This window comes from Streptomyces sp. T028 (genome assembly GCF_048159505.1).
Taxonomy (GTDB): Bacteria; Actinomycetota; Actinomycetes; order Streptomycetales; family Streptomycetaceae; genus Streptomyces.
The window spans coordinates 17,619-33,079 of sequence record NZ_JBLRVZ010000018.1; the positions used below are offsets into that span (position 1 = coordinate 17,619).

17 protein-coding genes and 1 pseudogene are annotated in these 15,461 nt (G+C 71.5%); 1 reads left to right on the forward strand and 17 read right to left on the reverse strand.

The window, feature by feature from the left end; all coding sequences use genetic code 11:
- Positions 1 to 39: 39 nt before the first annotated feature.
- The 16 genes and pseudogenes from dprA to ACLZN2_RS17750 form a co-directional block, all read right to left on the reverse strand.
- Positions 40 to 1,200: a DNA-processing protein DprA gene (dprA, locus tag ACLZN2_RS17675; protein ID WP_416979441.1), complete on the reverse strand. Its 1,161-nt coding sequence runs from the start codon at positions 1,198 to 1,200 to the stop codon at positions 40 to 42.
- On the reverse strand, positions 1,197 to 2,822 hold the full coding sequence (locus ACLZN2_RS17680; RefSeq protein WP_416979442.1) for a YifB family Mg chelatase-like AAA ATPase: 1,626 nt from the start codon (positions 2,820 to 2,822) through the stop codon (positions 1,197 to 1,199). The genes dprA and ACLZN2_RS17680 overlap by 4 nt, the downstream gene beginning before the upstream one ends.
- Before the next feature lies 1 nt (position 2,823).
- Positions 2,824 to 3,216: a YraN family protein gene (locus ACLZN2_RS17685; RefSeq protein ID WP_416979443.1), complete on the reverse strand. Its 393-nt coding sequence runs from the start codon at positions 3,214 to 3,216 to the stop codon at positions 2,824 to 2,826.
- A 78-nt stretch (positions 3,217 to 3,294) separates the two neighbouring features.
- A complete protein-coding gene (locus tag ACLZN2_RS17690; RefSeq protein ID WP_005311352.1) occupies positions 3,295 to 3,603 on the reverse strand; it encodes a DUF2469 domain-containing protein in 309 nt (102 codons plus the stop codon).
- 56 nt (positions 3,604 to 3,659) lie between these two features.
- Positions 3,660 to 4,184, reverse strand: coding sequence for an NUDIX hydrolase (locus ACLZN2_RS17695; RefSeq protein ID WP_416979444.1), 525 nt, complete (start codon positions 4,182 to 4,184; stop codon positions 3,660 to 3,662).
- Positions 4,174 to 4,956, reverse strand: a complete 783-nt coding sequence (lepB, locus tag ACLZN2_RS17700) for a signal peptidase I (RefSeq protein WP_416979445.1) — start codon at positions 4,954 to 4,956, stop codon at positions 4,174 to 4,176. Before lepB (ACLZN2_RS17700) ends, ACLZN2_RS17695 begins: the two co-directional genes overlap by 11 nt.
- A gap of 122 nt (positions 4,957 to 5,078) precedes the next feature.
- Positions 5,079 to 6,062, reverse strand: a complete 984-nt coding sequence (lepB, locus tag ACLZN2_RS17705; protein ID WP_416979446.1) for a signal peptidase I — start codon at positions 6,060 to 6,062, stop codon at positions 5,079 to 5,081.
- Positions 5,950 to 7,047, reverse strand: a complete 1,098-nt coding sequence (lepB, locus tag ACLZN2_RS17710; protein WP_416979447.1) for a signal peptidase I — start codon at positions 7,045 to 7,047, stop codon at positions 5,950 to 5,952. The genes lepB (ACLZN2_RS17705) and lepB (ACLZN2_RS17710) overlap by 113 nt, the downstream gene beginning before the upstream one ends.
- A complete protein-coding gene (lepB, locus tag ACLZN2_RS17715; RefSeq protein WP_416979448.1) occupies positions 7,040 to 7,771 on the reverse strand; it encodes a signal peptidase I in 732 nt (243 codons plus the stop codon). The genes lepB (ACLZN2_RS17710) and lepB (ACLZN2_RS17715) overlap by 8 nt, the downstream gene beginning before the upstream one ends.
- Positions 7,772 to 7,850: 79 nt before the next feature.
- Positions 7,851 to 8,201 (reverse strand): 50S ribosomal protein L19, encoded by a 351-nt coding sequence (gene rplS / locus ACLZN2_RS17720; RefSeq protein ID WP_020128707.1) that lies wholly within the window; start codon positions 8,199 to 8,201, stop codon positions 7,851 to 7,853.
- Positions 8,202 to 8,336: 135 nt separating this feature from the next.
- On the reverse strand, positions 8,337 to 9,170 hold the full coding sequence (gene trmD, locus ACLZN2_RS17725; RefSeq protein WP_416979449.1) for a tRNA (guanosine(37)-N1)-methyltransferase TrmD: 834 nt from the start codon (positions 9,168 to 9,170) through the stop codon (positions 8,337 to 8,339).
- Complete coding sequence (gene rimM / locus ACLZN2_RS17730; RefSeq protein WP_416979450.1) at positions 9,170 to 9,748, reverse strand: ribosome maturation factor RimM; 579 nt, start codon at positions 9,746 to 9,748, stop codon at positions 9,170 to 9,172. The genes trmD and rimM overlap by 1 nt, the downstream gene beginning before the upstream one ends.
- A gap of 91 nt (positions 9,749 to 9,839) precedes the next feature.
- Complete coding sequence (locus tag ACLZN2_RS17735) at positions 9,840 to 10,079, reverse strand: RNA-binding protein (RefSeq protein WP_003973401.1); 240 nt, start codon at positions 10,077 to 10,079, stop codon at positions 9,840 to 9,842.
- A 2-nt stretch (positions 10,080 to 10,081) separates the two neighbouring features.
- The gene (gene rpsP / locus ACLZN2_RS17740) at positions 10,082 to 10,501 is read right to left on the reverse strand and encodes a 30S ribosomal protein S16 (protein ID WP_416979451.1); all 420 of its coding nucleotides are present in this window, start codon (positions 10,499 to 10,501) and stop codon (positions 10,082 to 10,084) included.
- A 393-nt stretch (positions 10,502 to 10,894) separates the two neighbouring features.
- Positions 10,895 to 11,494 (reverse strand): hypothetical protein, encoded by a 600-nt coding sequence (locus tag ACLZN2_RS17745; protein ID WP_189713787.1) that lies wholly within the window; start codon positions 11,492 to 11,494, stop codon positions 10,895 to 10,897.
- Positions 11,495 to 11,754: 260 nt separating this feature from the next.
- Positions 11,755 to 12,289: pseudogene (locus ACLZN2_RS17750) on the reverse strand (hypothetical protein).
- Positions 12,290 to 12,489: 200 nt separating this feature from the next.
- On the opposite strand from ACLZN2_RS17750, the gene ACLZN2_RS17755 reads away from it, so the two are divergent.
- Positions 12,490 to 13,437: an SAM-dependent methyltransferase gene (locus ACLZN2_RS17755; RefSeq protein ID WP_416979452.1), complete on the forward strand. Its 948-nt coding sequence runs from the start codon at positions 12,490 to 12,492 to the stop codon at positions 13,435 to 13,437.
- A gap of 25 nt (positions 13,438 to 13,462) precedes the next feature.
- On the opposite strand, the gene ftsH is transcribed toward ACLZN2_RS17755, so the two are convergent.
- A complete protein-coding gene (gene ftsH / locus ACLZN2_RS17760) occupies positions 13,463 to 15,418 on the reverse strand; it encodes an ATP-dependent zinc metalloprotease FtsH (protein WP_416979453.1) in 1,956 nt (651 codons plus the stop codon).
- Positions 15,419 to 15,461 lie beyond the last annotated feature (43 nt).

A 15,461-nucleotide genomic window follows, 5' to 3' on the forward strand; every position in this document is an offset into this window, starting at 1 on the left:
AGGTCTTCGGCGTTCCCTCGGACGGCCGAACACGCTCGGTCAGCACGGCTGCGGACCCCCTCGAACGGACACGATCGCCTGGCGTGTCAACTTCCAGCCGTCGCCGTGTCGTTCGACGTAACCAAGTGCTCTGAGTTCGTACAGCCTCGCGATCGCGTCGTCGGGCGTGGTCCCGGCGCCGCGGGCGACCTCCTCGGCGCGGGCGGGGCGGCGGGCCGGGAGGGCGTCCAGGACGCGGCGGGCGCCCGGTTCGAGCAGGTCACGGGGCAGCACCGGGCCGCGCCGGTCCGGGGCGAGCTCGCCCATGTCGCCTACGAGTTCGACGACTTCCGCGGCGTCGGTGACCAGTTCGGCCTCGCCGCGCAGCAGCGCGTGCACCCCGGCGGACAGTCCGCTGGTGGCCGGGCCGGGGACGCCCATGGTGTGCCGGCCGAGCCGCTGGGCCGCCCGCGCGGTGACCAGGGAGCCGCTGCGGTGGGCGGCCTCCACGACCACCGTGCCCCGGGTGAGCGCGGCGATCACCCTGTTGCGCAGGACGAATCGGCTCGGCGTCGGATGGTCCCCGGGCGGCAGCTCCCCCACGACCAGACCCTGCTCGGCGATCCGGTTGATCAGCTCGGTGTGTCCGCGCGGGTAGGGCCGGTCGACCCCGCAGGCCAGCACGGCGACGGTGGCGCCGCCGGCGCCGAGGGCGCCCCGGTGTGCGGCGCCGTCCACGCCGTAGGCCCCGCCGGAGACGACCACCCAGCCGCGCTCGGCGAGGCCGGCGGCGATGGTGGTGGCCATGTGGGCGCCGTACTCGGTGCAGGCGCGGGCGCCCACGACGGCGACGGACCGGAGCCCCCACATCCGCAGGCTGGGCCGGCCGCGCACCCACAGCCCGAGCGGCCGCGCGTCCCCGAGGTCGTCCAGGGTGCCGGGCCACTCCACGTCGCCCGGGCACAGAAACCGCACCCCGGCGGCCTCGGCCACCTCCAGATCCCGCTCCGGCCCGGCCGCCATGGCCCGCGCCCTGAGTCCTTCCCACCGCCGCGGACTCACCCCGGGCAACGGCTCCCCGTCGCCCCGCAACCGCCGCACCACCTCCCGACTCCCCAGCTCCCGCACCCACCGCCCACCGGCCTCGTCCCCGGGCTCGAGCACCCGGGTGAGGAGGACCCGGGCGAGCCGGCCGGGGTCCGGCTCGCCGACGCTGTTCACGTCAGGGCCCCGAGCGCCATCGGCACGCCGCGCGGCACCCCGGTGCGCAGCTGCAGGGCCAGGGCGACGTCCGTGGCGTCGGGCCGGTCGTGGCCGACGAGGTCGGCGACGGTCCAGGCGACCCGCAGGACGCGGTCGAGCCCGCGCGCGGTGAGCACGCCCCGCTCCAGGCTCCGCTCGGCCTCGTCCATCGCGCCGGACCTCGCGTGCCAGCTGCTGCGCAGTTCCCGCCCGGGCACTTCGCCGTTGGTCCGCCAGGGGGTGCCCGCGAGCCGTGCCGCCGCACGCTCCCGCGCGGCCGCGACCCGGTCGGCGACGGTCGCCGTGGACTCGCCTCCGGGTCCGCGGTGAGCGAGCTCGGCCCGGCCCACGGCGTCCACCTCGACCCGCAGGTCGACCCGGTCGAGCAGCGGTCCGGAGAGCCGGGCCTGGTAGCGGCGGATCGCCGACGGCGGGCACTCGCACAGGGTGTCCCGCTGCGAGAAACGGCCGCAGGGGCAGGGGTTGGCCGCGAGCACCATCAGGAAGCGCGCCGGGAAGCGCACCACGCCCGCGCTGCGGGCGACCACGACATGGCCCGCCTCCAGGGGCTGACGCAGGGCATCGAGGGTCCGGGTGCTGAATTCCGGGGCCTCGTCCAGGAAGAGCACGCCCCGATGGGCCAGTGAGACGGCACCGGGACGGGCGATCCCCGGCCCGCCGCCGACCAGCGACTGCATGGTGGCCGAGTGGTGCGGGGCGCAGTAGGGGGCGACGTCGATCAGCGGTTTGCCCGGTGGCAGCAGCCCGGCGATCGAGTGGACCGCCGTGACCTCCAGGGACTCCTCCTTGGTCAGCGCGGGAAGGACGGCCGGCAGCCGTTCCGCGAGCATGGTCTTGCCCGCACCCGGCGGCCCCTCCAGGAAGAGGTGGTGACCGCCGGCCGCGGCGACCTCCAGAGCCGTCCGCGCCGAGCGCTGCCCCACGACGTCGGCGAGATCGTGCCCCTGGTCCTGCTGTGCGGCGCCGACGCCGCGCATCCCCGTGGCCGCGCCCGTGCCGGGCATGCGCAGGCCGGCGAGGAGCGGATCCGGGCGGCCGACGTCGTCCGGGTCCTCCTCGGGCACGGGTTCGTCCGCGAGGACCGCGATCAGCTGGCGCAGGCTGCGCACCCCGAGCACGGAGACGCCCGGCACCAGCGAGGCCTCGGCCGCCGCGCATTCGGGGACGACGACCTGTTCGTAGCCCGCTCCGGCCGCGGCCAGCACGGCGGGCAGGATGCCCCGGACCGGGCGCACCCGTCCGTCCAGCCCCAGCTCCCCGATCATCACGATGTCGGCGAGGACCCGGGGGTCGATCCGTTCCGACGCGCCCAGCACCGCGCAGGCGACGGCCAGGTCGAAGCCGCTGCCGGCTTTCGGCACCGACGCCGGGCTGAGTCCGACGGTGAGTTTCTTCTGCGGCCACTCGCCGCCCGAGTTCACCACCGCCGCCCGCACCCGGTCCCTGCTCTCGGACAGGCTCTTGTCCGGCAGGCCCACGAGCGTGAACGCCGCCACCCCGGGCTCCAGGTCCGCCTGGACCTCGACGACGACTCCCTCGACGCCCACCAGGGCCACCGAGCAGGTGCGCGCGAACCCCATCTCAGGCCACCCCCCGCACATGCTCGACGACGGGGGCTCCGCGGTCCGGGAGCAGGACTCCGACCAGATCGATGCGGACGCCGCCGGGCGGTGCGCCGCCATGGGTCTGGATCCAGCGCTCCGCGAGGTCCCTCAGCCGCCGCGCCTTCCGCGGGGTCACCGCGGCCATCGGGTGCTCGTAGGAGCCGCCCTTGCGGGTCTTCACCTCGCACACGACGAGGACGTCCCCGTCGTGGGCGACGATGTCGATCTCGCCCGTCCTGCCGCAGCGCCAGTTGCGCTCCACGATCGTCATACCGGCCTCGGACAGCCGTCGCGCGGCCACGTCCTCGCCGTACTTGCCCATCGCACCTCGTGCGTTCATGCAGGCACCACCTCCGGCGCCCACACTCACGCACCCACCCCACCGAAGTGGATCTTGGTGGATGAGTCACCTCTTGTGGATAACTCCGTCACCCACAAGCCGGACACATCAGCTGCCCGGCAGCTCCAGGTCGCTCTTGTTCAGCTCCTCGATGTTCACGTCCTTGAACGTGAGCACCCGCACCTGCTTCACGAACCGCGCCGGCCGGTACATGTCCCACACCCAGGCGTCGGCCATCGAGACCTCGAAGAACACTTCGCCCTGGACCGAGTGCACCTGCATCTCGTAGTCGTTGGTCAGGTAGAACCGCCGCTCGGTCTCGATCACGTATTTGAACAGACCGACGACATCGCGGTACTCCCGGTAGAGCTTCAGCTCCATCTCGGTCTCGTACTTCTCGAGGTCCTCGGCGCTCATGGCATGTTCCCCTTCAGCCGTGCGATCCCCCCATTGTGCGCCAGTCCCGTGAGTCCCTAGACGATTTCCGTGTCGAGGGTCATGGGTCCGGCCGGGGGACCTTCGTCCAGCAGCCTGCCCAACAGCTCGGCGAGTCTGGTGGGATACACCGTCTCATGTGTCCGGCCCAGTTCCTGACACGTCCACCAGCGCGCTCCGGCGACACTGCGCCGCTCCAGTTCGGTCAGGGCGGTGGCGCGGGTCGCCGTCACCGTCGTACGGGCCAGGTAGTACCACTCGTCCTGGTCCCAGCGGCGGCCGGCGAACGGGAAGGAACACGTCCGCCGCCACAGCACCGGTCCGAGCTCGACGTCCGTGATGCCGGTCTCCTCGGCGAGTTCCCGCAGCGCGGCCTCTTCACGGGTCTCGTCGCCCTCCACGCCGCCGCCGGGCGTGAACCACCAGTCGTCGGCGGGATCGTCCGGCTCATGGCCGTGCAGCAGCAGGATGCGGTCCCGGGGATCGAGGAGGACGACCCGGGCGACCTTGCGCAGACCGGCCCCGTCCATGCCGGCGGCCACGTCCGTGGTCTCAGCGGGCACCGGCCGGCTCCGGCCGGGTGCGGGCGCGGCGGCCCGAGATCCGCTTGGCGACCGGTTCGTACGCGGCGCCGCCGAGGATCAGCACGGTTCCGCCGACGACCATCCACAGCATCGCCCGCAGCGGGCCGGGCTGGGACAGGGCGCCCAGGGACTTGAAGCCCGTGGGGCTTTTGAGCATGCCCTTCCAGGGCCAGACGACGGCGTCCACCCGGGCCCGTACCGCGCTGCGCGCCACCGTGCCCTGGGCCGCGTCCGTGAGGTGGGCGGTGGAGTCCAGGGACCCCTGCCGCTCGTCGCCGAGCAGGAAGAGCCGGCCCTCGGGGACCTTCACGGTCGGGAAGTCCTGGATCTCCGCCAGGCTGCCCTCGGGCAGATACGGTTCCTCGATCTGCTTGCCGTTGACGGTCAGCTTGCCCTCGGTGCAGCAGGCGACGGTGTCACCGCCGACCGCGACCACACGCTTGACCACGAGCGCGTTGCTGACCCACTGCTTGTCGCTGAACACGACGACGTCACCGCGGCGCACCTCGTCGCCGTCGACCTTCTGGGCCAGCACCCGCGAGCCGCCCTCGATCGTCGGGCTCATGGAGCTGGTGGGCACGGTGTACGGCCGGTAGACCAGCGCCGCCCAGCCGAAACCGCCGAGGAACAGCACGAGGCCCAGCGCGACGACCAGTCCGGACAGACGCTGTCCGGTCCGGCTGCCCACCGGGCCACTGCTGGTGCCACCGCCGCTGCGCGGGGCCGTACGTGTCGTGCTCTCGCCGCCCATGGGTCCGCACCCTACCCGGCGGTACCGAACCGGGTCAGCCCTTCTTCCCCGCTCTTCCCCGCTCGTCCCCCGACCATGGTCACAACCTTGGCGAAGGGTTTACGGAGCAAGCGGTGCGAAGGTCAGCCGTTCGCGGAGTCCGCCGCCGCGCGTCGGCGGCGCCACAGGACCACCGGGACCGTGCCGGCGAGCGCGAGGCCCTCCGGGGCGACCGTCAGGGCCGCGGAGGCCGAGGACTGGTCGTTCAGGCCGGACTGGTCGAAGGTGTCCGGGACCGGCAGCGTGCCCCAGCGGGTGATCGGCCAGGCCTTGACGATGGCGCGGCCGACGACCTGGTCGACGGGGACCATGCCGTGGTTCTTGTCCGACTGGTTGTAGCGGGAGTCCCGCGAGTTCTGCCGGTGGTCGCCCATGACCCAGACGGAGCCCTCGGGGACCTTCACCGTGAACTGGCCGCCCTGGTCGTCCTGGCTGCACGGGGTGTTCCCCGGGTAGACGTACGGCTCGTCCAGCGCCTTGCCGTTGACCTTCAGCGGGCCCGTGCCCTTGCAGGAGACGGTGTCGCCGCCGACGCCGATGACCCGCTTGATCAGGTCCTTCTCCTCCGCGGACGGCATCAGGCCGATCCAGCTGAGGAAGGTCTGCACGGCGTTCGGCTCGGTCGTCGCCTCGCCCGCCAGCCAGTTGTCCGGGTCGTGGAAGACCACGACCTCGCCGCGCTCGGGCTCCGAGCCGAACCACGGGGTCAGCTTGTCGACGAGAACCCGGTCGCCCACCCTGAGGGTGTTCTCCATCGACGCGGACGGGATCGAGAACGCCTGCACCAGGAAGGTCTTGATGATCAGCGCGAGGACGAGCGCGATCAGGATCAGGATCGGCAGCTCCTTCCAGAAGGAGCGCGGCTTCTTCGCCTTCGGGGTCCGGTCGCCCGGACCGTCGCCGCCGCCCCCGGGGGGCTCGTCCGCCGGCGGGCCCTCGCCGCCCGCCGCCGGGTCACTCCCGGAGGTCACGGCGCCGTCCCCAGCCGGGTCGGCGGTGTCCACGGGACGACCGCGGTGTTCCTCGCCTTCGTGCCCGGACCGTGCGCCAACCGCCACATCCCCCACGCCAACTCCTCACTCCGTGCCGCCGCCTGCCCCATGCCCGGCGCAGGCCCACTACTCCCATAACGAGCGGGAGTTCCGCAGGGCTCGGGAGTTGTCGGATCGTTCCGTTCGGAACGTCCTGGGCAACCCTATGCGACGCCTGGGCGGCGGAAGCCGTCGTGGCGGTCGAGCCGCTCACCGAAGAGAAAGTTTGCGGTTCCTTGAGGCGCACCCAGTGTCCGAGCGGCCAGGCGATCACCATGGCCCGGCCGACCACCTCGTCCTCGGAGACCGTGCCGCCGTAGTCCGTGTTCTGGTGGGAGCGGGAGTCCGCGGAGTTCGCGCGGTGGTCGCCCATCACCCACAGCCGCCCCTGGGGGACGGTGATGTCGAACGCGGCGTCGGACGGGTTGTTCCCGGGGTAGAGATAACTTCCCTCTTCCAGGGGAACGCCGTTGACGGTGACTCGCCCTTCCGTGTCACAGCACTGCACGCGGTCACCGCCCACGCCGACGACCCGCTTGATGAGGTCCTTCTCGTTGTCGGACGGCAGCAGACCGATGAAGGTGAGCCCTTCCTTGACCTGCTTGACGACGACGGGGTCCTCTTTCTTCGTCGTGGTCGTCTCGTCGTTGAGCCAGCCGCCGGGGTCCTTGAACACGACGACGTCCCCGCGCTGCGGCTTGGAGCCGAACCACGGGGTGAACTTGTCCACCAGGACGCGGTCGCCGATGCGGATCGTCTGCTCCATCGACCCCGAGGGGATGACGAAGGCCTGCACCAGGAAGGTCTTCAGGACCAGCGCTATCAGGACGGCGACGCCGACCAGCAGCGGTATCTCCCGTACGGCGGACCGCCTGCGCTTGCGCTTGACCTTGCGCTGGAGTTTGCGCCGTTCCGCACGCGTACGGCCGCCGGCGGGGCTGGCGGCGCGCCGGGCGCCGGTGGGCAGGAGCTGGTCCGCGGCCGAGGAGGGAACGCCGCGGGGTTTGCCTCGGTTACCCATGGGCACCCGCCGCCGTCCGTGAGCCGCTCGCCCCCTGGCCGCTCGCGGCGGGCACGCGCGCGTAGGCGCTCGGGCGGGACAGCCGGCTCAGATGTCCGTACGGCCATACGATCCAGTCGGCGCGGCCGATCACCCGGTCCACGGGGATCATGCCGCCGCCCGGTGAGCCCAGGTGGTCGCGGGAGTCGCTGGAGGCACCGCGGTGGTCGCCGAGGACGAACAGGGTGCCCTCGGGAACCGTGACGTCGAAGTCCACCGTGGACGGGCTGTCGCCTGGATACAGGAAGGTCGACTCGTCGACCGACCGGCCGTTCACCCGGATCCTCCCCTCCTTGTCGCAGCAGACCACGTGGTCCCCGCCTACCCCCACGACGCGTTTGACGTAGTCGGAGTTCCCGAAGTAATCGGTGCCGTCGAACACGACGACGTCGCCGCGCCGCGGCTCGGCACCGAAACGGTACGCCAACTTATTTACGAGAACGCGGTCGCCGATCCTCAATCCGTTTTCCATGGATCCGCTGGGAATCTGGAACGGTTGGACCACGAAAGCGTTGAGGAACAGCAAAAACACCAGGCAGATCAGCAAGGTGAGGCTGATCCGGCCGCCCGGCAGCCGCTCGGTGATCCACGCCGTCAACGAGAAACGCGACCGTCCCTCCACGGACCCCTGATCGGGGCGGGAGGAGCGGTCGCGCTCCGTCGTCGGCTGAGCTTCGGTGTCCATCGGGGTCAGATGCTATCCGGCCCCTCTGTGGATCTCCCGAGTGTGCTCAGTGGATCACCAGTGGATCCACTGTGCGGGCTCAGTTGTCGCGCTTCTCCTTGATCTTCGCGGCCTTGCCGCGCAGCTCACGGAGGTAGTACAGCTTGGCGCGACGCACGTCACCGCGGGTGACGAGCTCGATCTTCTCGACGATCGGGGTGTGCACCGGGAAGGTGCGCTCGACGCCGACGGAGAACGAGACCTTGCGGACCGTGAAGGTCTCGCGGACACCGGCGCCCTGGCGGCGGATCACAACGCCCTTGAACTGCTGCACACGGGAGCGGTTGCCCTCGATGACGCGGACGTGGACGTTGACGGTGTCACCCGGGCGGAAGGCCGGGACGTCGCTGCGCAGCGACGCGGCGTCGACGGAGTCGAGCAGGTGAGACATTTCGTCTGCTTTCTTCGCCGATGCCACAGGTCATCAGCGGTAGCTAGGTTTCAGCAAGAGGCTGCCGTACCCGTCGGGGCGGGCGTCGTGTCCCCCTGTGGCAGGGGCGCACGCCGGACGGCGCACAACAGCGGTCTATTCTTCCACGCCCTCGGTCCTGCGCCAAAATCGGCCGTACGGCTCGCCCTCGGGGTCGGGTGCCCAGCCCAGGATGGAGAGCATCTCGCGGTCCTTCTTGTCGAAGGCCCTGGGCTCGCAGCGCTCGATCAGGTCGGGCCGGTGGGCCGTGGTGCGGCGCAGGGCCTCGTCGCGGCGCCAGCGGGCGATCTTGCCGTGGTGGCCGCTGAGCAGGACGTCCGGGATCTCCCTCGCGCGCCAGACGGGCGGCTTGGTGTAGACGGGGCCCTCCAGGAGGCTTGCCATGGCGCCTGGCGCGAAGGAGTCGTCGCGGTGGGACTCGGCGTTGCCGAGCACGCCGGGCAGCAGCCGGGCCACGGCCTCGGTGATGACGAGGACGGCCGCCTCACCGCCGGCGAGGACGTAGTCGCCGATGGAGACCTCGTACACGGGGAGGCGGGTGGCGTACTCGTCGACGACCCGCCGGTCGATGCCCTCGTAGCGGGCCGGGGTGAAGATCAGCCAGGGCCGCTCGGAGAGTTCGACGGCGAGTTCCTGGGTGAAGGGGCGGCCGCTGGGGGTGGGGACGACGATCGCGGGGAGCGTGGATCCGGTCTCGTAGCCGTCGGCGAGGATCGTGTCCAGGGCGTCGCCCCAGGGCTCGGTCTTCATGACCATGCCGGGCCCGCCGCCGTACGGCGTGTCGTCGACGGTGCTGTGCCGGTCGTAGGTCCACTCCCGCAGGTCGTGCACCCGTACGTCGAGCTGTCCACGCGCGCGCGCCTTGCCGACGAGGGAGACGTTCAGCGGGTCCAGGTACTCGGGGAAGATCGTGACGACGTCGAGGCGCATTACGACTCGTCCCGTGAGGAGGCGTCGTCCTGCGAGGAGGCGTCGTCCTGCGAGGAGTCGATCTCGGCGCGGTCGTCGATCAGACCGGGCGGCGGGGCGACGACCGCCCGCTGCTCCTCCAGGTCGATCTCGACGACGATCTCCGAGACGAACGGGATCATCACCTCGGTGCCGTCCGGGCGTTCGACGATGAAGAGGTCCTGGGAGGGCAGGTGCGAGATCTCGGTGATCCGGCCGACCTCGGTGCCGTCCTCGGTGACCACGTCCAGGTCGATGAGCTGGTGGTCGTAGTACTCGTCCTCGCCCTCGGGCAGTTCCTCCGGGTCGATCTCGGCGATCAGGAGGGTGTTGCGGAGGGCCTCGGCGCCGTTGCGGTCCTTGACGCCCTCGAAGCGCAGGAGCAGACGGCCGCTGTGCACGCGGCCCGTCTCGATGGTGAGCGGTCCCACGCCGGCGGGATCGGTGGCGAGCACGGCGCCGGGGCCGAGCCTGAGCTCCGGTTCGTCGGTACGTACCTCCACGGTGACCTCGCCCTTGATGCCGTGGGCGCGGCCGATCCGTGCGACTACAAGCTGCACGTGTCCAATTCTCCTGTCGATACGACCGATACGACTACGGGCCGGGGACGGCCCCATGGCCCTCCCCGGCCCGAGCCGGTGCTGCGATACGTCAGCGGACGTGGTCCACGTCGACGAGGTCGACACGGACTCCGCGGCCGCCGATGGCGCCCACGACGGTGCGCAGAGCGCGTGCGGTGCGGCCGTTGCGGCCGATCACCTTGCCGAGGTCGTCCGGGTGGACCCGGACCTCGAGAACGCGCCCGCGGCGCAGGTTGCGCGAAGCGACCTGCACATCGTCAGGGTTGTCGACGATGCCCTTCACGAGGTGCTCGAGAGCCTCCTCGAGCATGCTCAGGCCTCGGTCGACTCGGACTCAGCGGCAGCCTCGTCCTTCTTCTCGGCCTTCTTCTTCTGGGTGATCGCCTCACCCTTGCCCTCGTCGTCGCCACCGAGGGCCTCGAACGAGGGGCGCGCCTTCTTGGGCGCGGCCACGAGCAGCGGAGCCGGGGCGGGCTCGCCCTTGAACTTCTGCCAGTCGCCGGTCTTCTTCAGGATCGCGAGCACGGGCTCGGTCGGCTGCGCGCCGACACCGAGCCAGTACGCCACGCGGTCGGCGTCCACCTCGATGACCGACGGGTTGTAGGTCGGGTGGTACTTGCCGATCTCCTCGATCGCACGGCCGTCACGACGGGTGCGGGAGTCGGCGACGACGATGCGGTAGTGAGGCGAACGGATCTTGCCCAGACGCTTCAGCTTGATCTTGACTGCCACGGGAGTGGGTTCTCCTGGTTTTGACGTGGTTGGGCACGGCGAGAGAGCCGCGTGGGGTTGCGGTACCCGAGTGCCCGATGGACGCGTCAGCCGGAGGAGAGAGGGGTCCTGTGCGGCTGTCGAGTACAGCTGACCATTCTGCCACACCCTGCGGGTCGCTTTGGGCGAGGGGTTGCGGAGCGCGGGCATGCCTGGAACGCACCCGGCGTCGCGGTGGGCGTACGTCGGGTGCGCAGCCCGGCGCTGACGGGGTGCCGCTGCGCCCACCCGTGCCGCCTGGGGGTCCCCCCAGGCCCTCAAGGCACTGGGGGAGGCACGATTGCCCGCAGTTGCGTACACCCCGTCGCGACCCGAACCGACAGCCACGAGATGCCGGTGCTGGGCCGTTCGCCGTTACGCCGCGCCCGCGATCTCGGGGATGCGGAACGGCTTGCCGCAGCCGCCGCACACGATCGGGGCCTGGGCCAGGACCGACGGGACCACCCGGACGTTGCGACCGCAGTCGCAGACCGCCTTGACGCGGACGCCGCCGCCGGAGGAGCCGTGGCGGGCGGCGGGGCCGCGGAAGGTGCGGGTGGTGCTGTCGGCGGAGGTGGCCGCCGTGTGGGCCTTGAGGGCCCGCTGCAGGCGCTCGATCGTCGGGCGGTAGCGGCGCTTGGCCTCGGGGTTGAGCGTGACCAGGGAGAAACCGCTGCTCGGGTGCGGTTCCTCGGGGTGGTCCAGGCCCAGCTCCTCGGCGATGGCGAGGAATCTGCGGTTGTGGTAGCGGCCGGCGCGGGATGTGTCGCGAACGCCGCGGGAGGCGGCGATGCCATGGACTGCCTCATGGAGCAGTCGCTCGAAGGAGAGCTCGTGACCGCAGGCGGACGACGACTCCCCGATCAGGGACTCTGGCGCGGCAAGGTCGGGCAGCTCGGGGTGGTACCGCTGAATGTCGGCCCACGCCTGTGCCAGCTCTGCGGCGAGAACAGGTGGTGTCTGTGTCGTGCTCACGTAATGACAACGAGCGGGAGTGCCGCTGTGTTCCTATTCCGGGGCATCCCAAATAATTTGCACGTACCCGTCAGTTGCCGCTGATGCGTGGAGACGAGGGCGGGTGCGCCGATCTGCGGAGAAGCCTCACAGCTCACCCCAAGGTGGTGCGTAGTTCCCCGTACGCCCCGGCGCGTACCCCTTGTCCGCGCGCCGGGGAACAGGTGTACGGCGAGGCGCAAGAGGCGTTTCGGTCGCTCTGCCCGCCGGAGCGTGCCCTCTCAGTAAGCGCGCGCGACGACCGCGACGTTACCGGGCGCGTCCTCGGCGTCCGGCACCGACCCGTCCTCGGCGACGAGACAGCGTACGGTCACGGCGTGCTCGGCGAGCGCAGCCTCGCCCTCCGCGCCCAGGACCGCCCAGGACCGCCCAGGACCGCCCAGGGGATACGGGCCCAGCGGCCGGACGTGGCCGCCTCGACGGCCTCCCCGGGCGTGGCCACCTCCACTGTCCGCGCCTCGCGCCGCTGGAGGGACTGCGTCAGCAGCAGCGCCTGGTCCTCCTCCGGCACGGACGGCGGATCCCGGCCGCCTTCAGCCGGTCACCCAGCTCGCGGACCTTGGCCAGAACCGCCTCGTCGCCCTTGATCGCGAGAATCACGGCCTGCATCCGCTCCCACAGCCCGTACCCGTACGGTCGGATGACCATGGTGCCGCGCACTGGATCGTTGTCGGCCAGTTCGGCCTTGTTGATCAGATCCTGGTACCAGCGGGGGAAGTCGTCAGCCCGCGGGGTGAGAACGGGTGCCTTGGCCATGGCGCGAAGGTACGGGCCCACATTGCCGGAATGTGAATTCTCGCCACTCGCACAGCGAGTCCACAAGCAGGGCCACGAGACCCCTGGACGCGGCCGCAGAGGGGGAGTTACCTGGCATACGGGGGAAGTGCGAACGCACTGCACGGGGGTTCACCTGATCGCTACAGCGGCAAATTCTCGGCGGAATGGGGCGCTTGTTCATGACACCTGTGCTCGTGCGACAGCACCTGCCCAACGCGGGGCCGGTGCCCCGCGCGGACCTGGGTGCACGCGCGCGTGACTGGTCCGAGATCCAGGAACGGATGCTGGTTCCGCTCTACGAGGCCGTCTACGAGCGGCTGGAAGTGGGCCCCGGCACCCGGCTGCTCGGCCTCGGCTGCGGCTCCGGGCTCGCCCTGCTGATGGCGGCCTCCAGAGGCGCGTCCCTCACCGGTGTCGAGCCCGGCTCCCCCGAGCGGCTGGCCCTCGCGCGCGAGCGGCTGCTGCCCCCGGCCTCCCCGGCCGGGGAGGCACACGCGCGTGCGGGCGTCCGGCTGACCGGCCGGTCACCGAAGGACGCGGCCGACGCGGAGACGCCCGCGTACACCCTGGTGACCGCGTTCGAGCCGATCGGCTGTCTCTGGGGCGACGCGGAGGGGCTGGTCGGGCTGCTCACGGCGGCGGTCCCGCTCGCCGAGCGGGGGGCGCCGGTGGTGCTCGCCGGCTGGGGCCCGCCGGAGCGCTGCGCCACCTGGGACGTGCTGCGCGCCGTGGCCGGGGCGGACGCCATGGCCCGCACGGCGGCACCGGAGGCCCCTGCGCGCTCCGGTGCCGGGAACGCTCCCGGGCGCGCGTCCGGCGGGGCCGGTCTCCCGAGCGGCGTGGGCCGGCTGCGGCCCGCTCTGCGGGACGACCTGGAGGAGGCCGCCGAGCGGGCCGGCCTCGGGCCGGACGGGTCCGGGCGGGTGGCCTGTCCCTTCGGGTACGCCGGGGTGGACAGCGCCGTCAAGGGCCTGCTGTCCACGGGCCTGTTCGACGCGGCGGTCGCGGCGACCGACCCGGAGCAGGTCGGCAAGGAGCTGACGGAGGCCCTGCACCCCTACCGCCGGCGGGACGGCACGGTCTGGATGCCGAACGTGTTCCGGTACCTGATCGCCCGTACACCCTGACCACGCCTGACGTACGGGCCGGGTGTCAGTCCTCGTCCTTGCGGAGCCGGGTGATCCCGGCGATGCGGTAGGCGTCCGCCTCCTCCAGGGTCTCGTGCTCCAGCAGCGCCTCCGCGAGGGCGTCCAACTGGCCCCGGTGGTCGCGGAGTTTGCGCAACGCCTCCTCGTAGCACTCGTCGACGATACGGCGCATCTCGTCGTCGATGACGTCGAGCGTGGCCGGGGCGGCGGCGAGGCCGTACGCCTGCTGGGCGTCACTGGGCAGGGCGGAGAGCCGTCCGACCCGGTCGCTCATGCCCCAGCGGGCGACCATCCCGCGCGCGATGTTGGTGACCTGTTCCAGGTCGTTCTCGGCGCCGGTCGTGACAACCCCGTAGATCACCTCCTCGGCCGCCATCCCGCCGAGGGCGCCGATGATGCGGCCGCGCAGATACTCCTCCGAGTGCGCGTACCGCTCGACCTCGGGGGTCGACATGGTCACCCCGAGGGCGCGGCCGCGCGGCACGATGGTGACCTTGCGGACGGGGTCGGCGCCGGGCTGCAGCATGCCGAGGAGAGCGTGGCCGCTCTCGTGGTACGCGGTGCGGCGGCGGTCCTCCTCGGGCATCACGAGGGTGCGTTCGGCGCCGAGCTGCACCTTCTCCAGGGCCTCGGAGAGGTCGGAGGCGGTCACCTGGGCCTGCTTGCGCTTGACGGCGAGCAGCGCGGCCTCGTTGGCGAGATTGGCCAGATCCGCTCCTGTCATTCCGGGGGTGGTGCGGGCCACCTGGGTCAGGTCGACGTCCGGGGCGAGCGGGATGTCACGGGTGTGGATGCGCAGGATCGCCTCGCGCCCGCCGCGGTCCGGCGGGGAGACGTTGACCACCCGGTCGAAGCGGCCGGGCCGGGTGAGGGCCGGATCCAGGATGTCGGCGCGGTTCGTCGCCGCGATCACGATCACGCCCTCGGAGCCGGAGAAGCCGTCCATCTCGGTGAGGATCTGGTTCAGGGTCTGCTCGCGCTCGTCGTGGCCGCTCACCGACGCGCCCCCGCCGCGGACCCGGCCGATGGTGTCGATCTCGTCGATGAAGATGATCGACGGCGCCACCTTGCGGGCCTCGCCGAACAGTTCCCGGACCCGGGAGGCGCCGACGCCGACGATCATCTCGATGAACTCGGACGCGGAGGCCGAGAAGAACGGCACCCCCGCCTCACCGGCCACCGCGCGCGCCAGCAGGGTCTTGCCGGTGCCGGGCGAGCCCGCGAGCAGCACCCCGCGGGGCATCTTCGCGCCCATCCTGCGGTAGGCGTCCGGGTGTTCCAGGAAGCCGACGACGTCGTCCAGTTCACCCTTGACCTCGTCGATGCCGGCCACGTCGGCGAAGGTGGTGCGCTGGGTGCCGGGCCGCAGTTCGACCGGTTTGGGCGGCGCCTTGCGGCCGAGCATCCCGCCGGCTCCGCCGAGGCCACCGGCGAACCGCCGGCTGATGAAGATCCACACCGCGACCAGCAGCACGATCGGGATCAGCGAGATCAGCACGTTGGACAGCAGACTGCGCTGCTGCACGACGGGCCGGGCCGTGACGGTGACGTCGTGGCTGCTCAGGTTCCGCCAGAGGTCGTCGTCGGCGAAGGCGGGGCGCTGTGTCTTGAACCTCGTGTAGGTGCCCCCGTCGTCGGGGTCCTCCCGGGACTGCTTGAGCTGGCCCTGGATCGCGTCGCCCTTGGAGTAGATCTTCTCGACGTTCCCCTCGTCGACCTGCTTGCTGAACTCCGTGTACGAGATCGTCGGCTCGTTGCCCTGGCCGAGGTAGTTCAGTCCGACGTAGACGACCACGAAGACGATCACCGCGGTGACGGCGAGGCCCCACCAGCGGCCCCGCGGTCGTCTGCCGCCGGGGCCACCGGAGCCGGCGGGGGGCCGTGTTCCGTCCTCGTCCGGGGTGCCCTCGGAGCGCCATGGCTGGTCGGGGGCCCTGCGCGGCGGAGCGGCGTTGCTCATATCTGGACGTTACGGCAGACACCGGGCCTCGGCATGCGCTGAG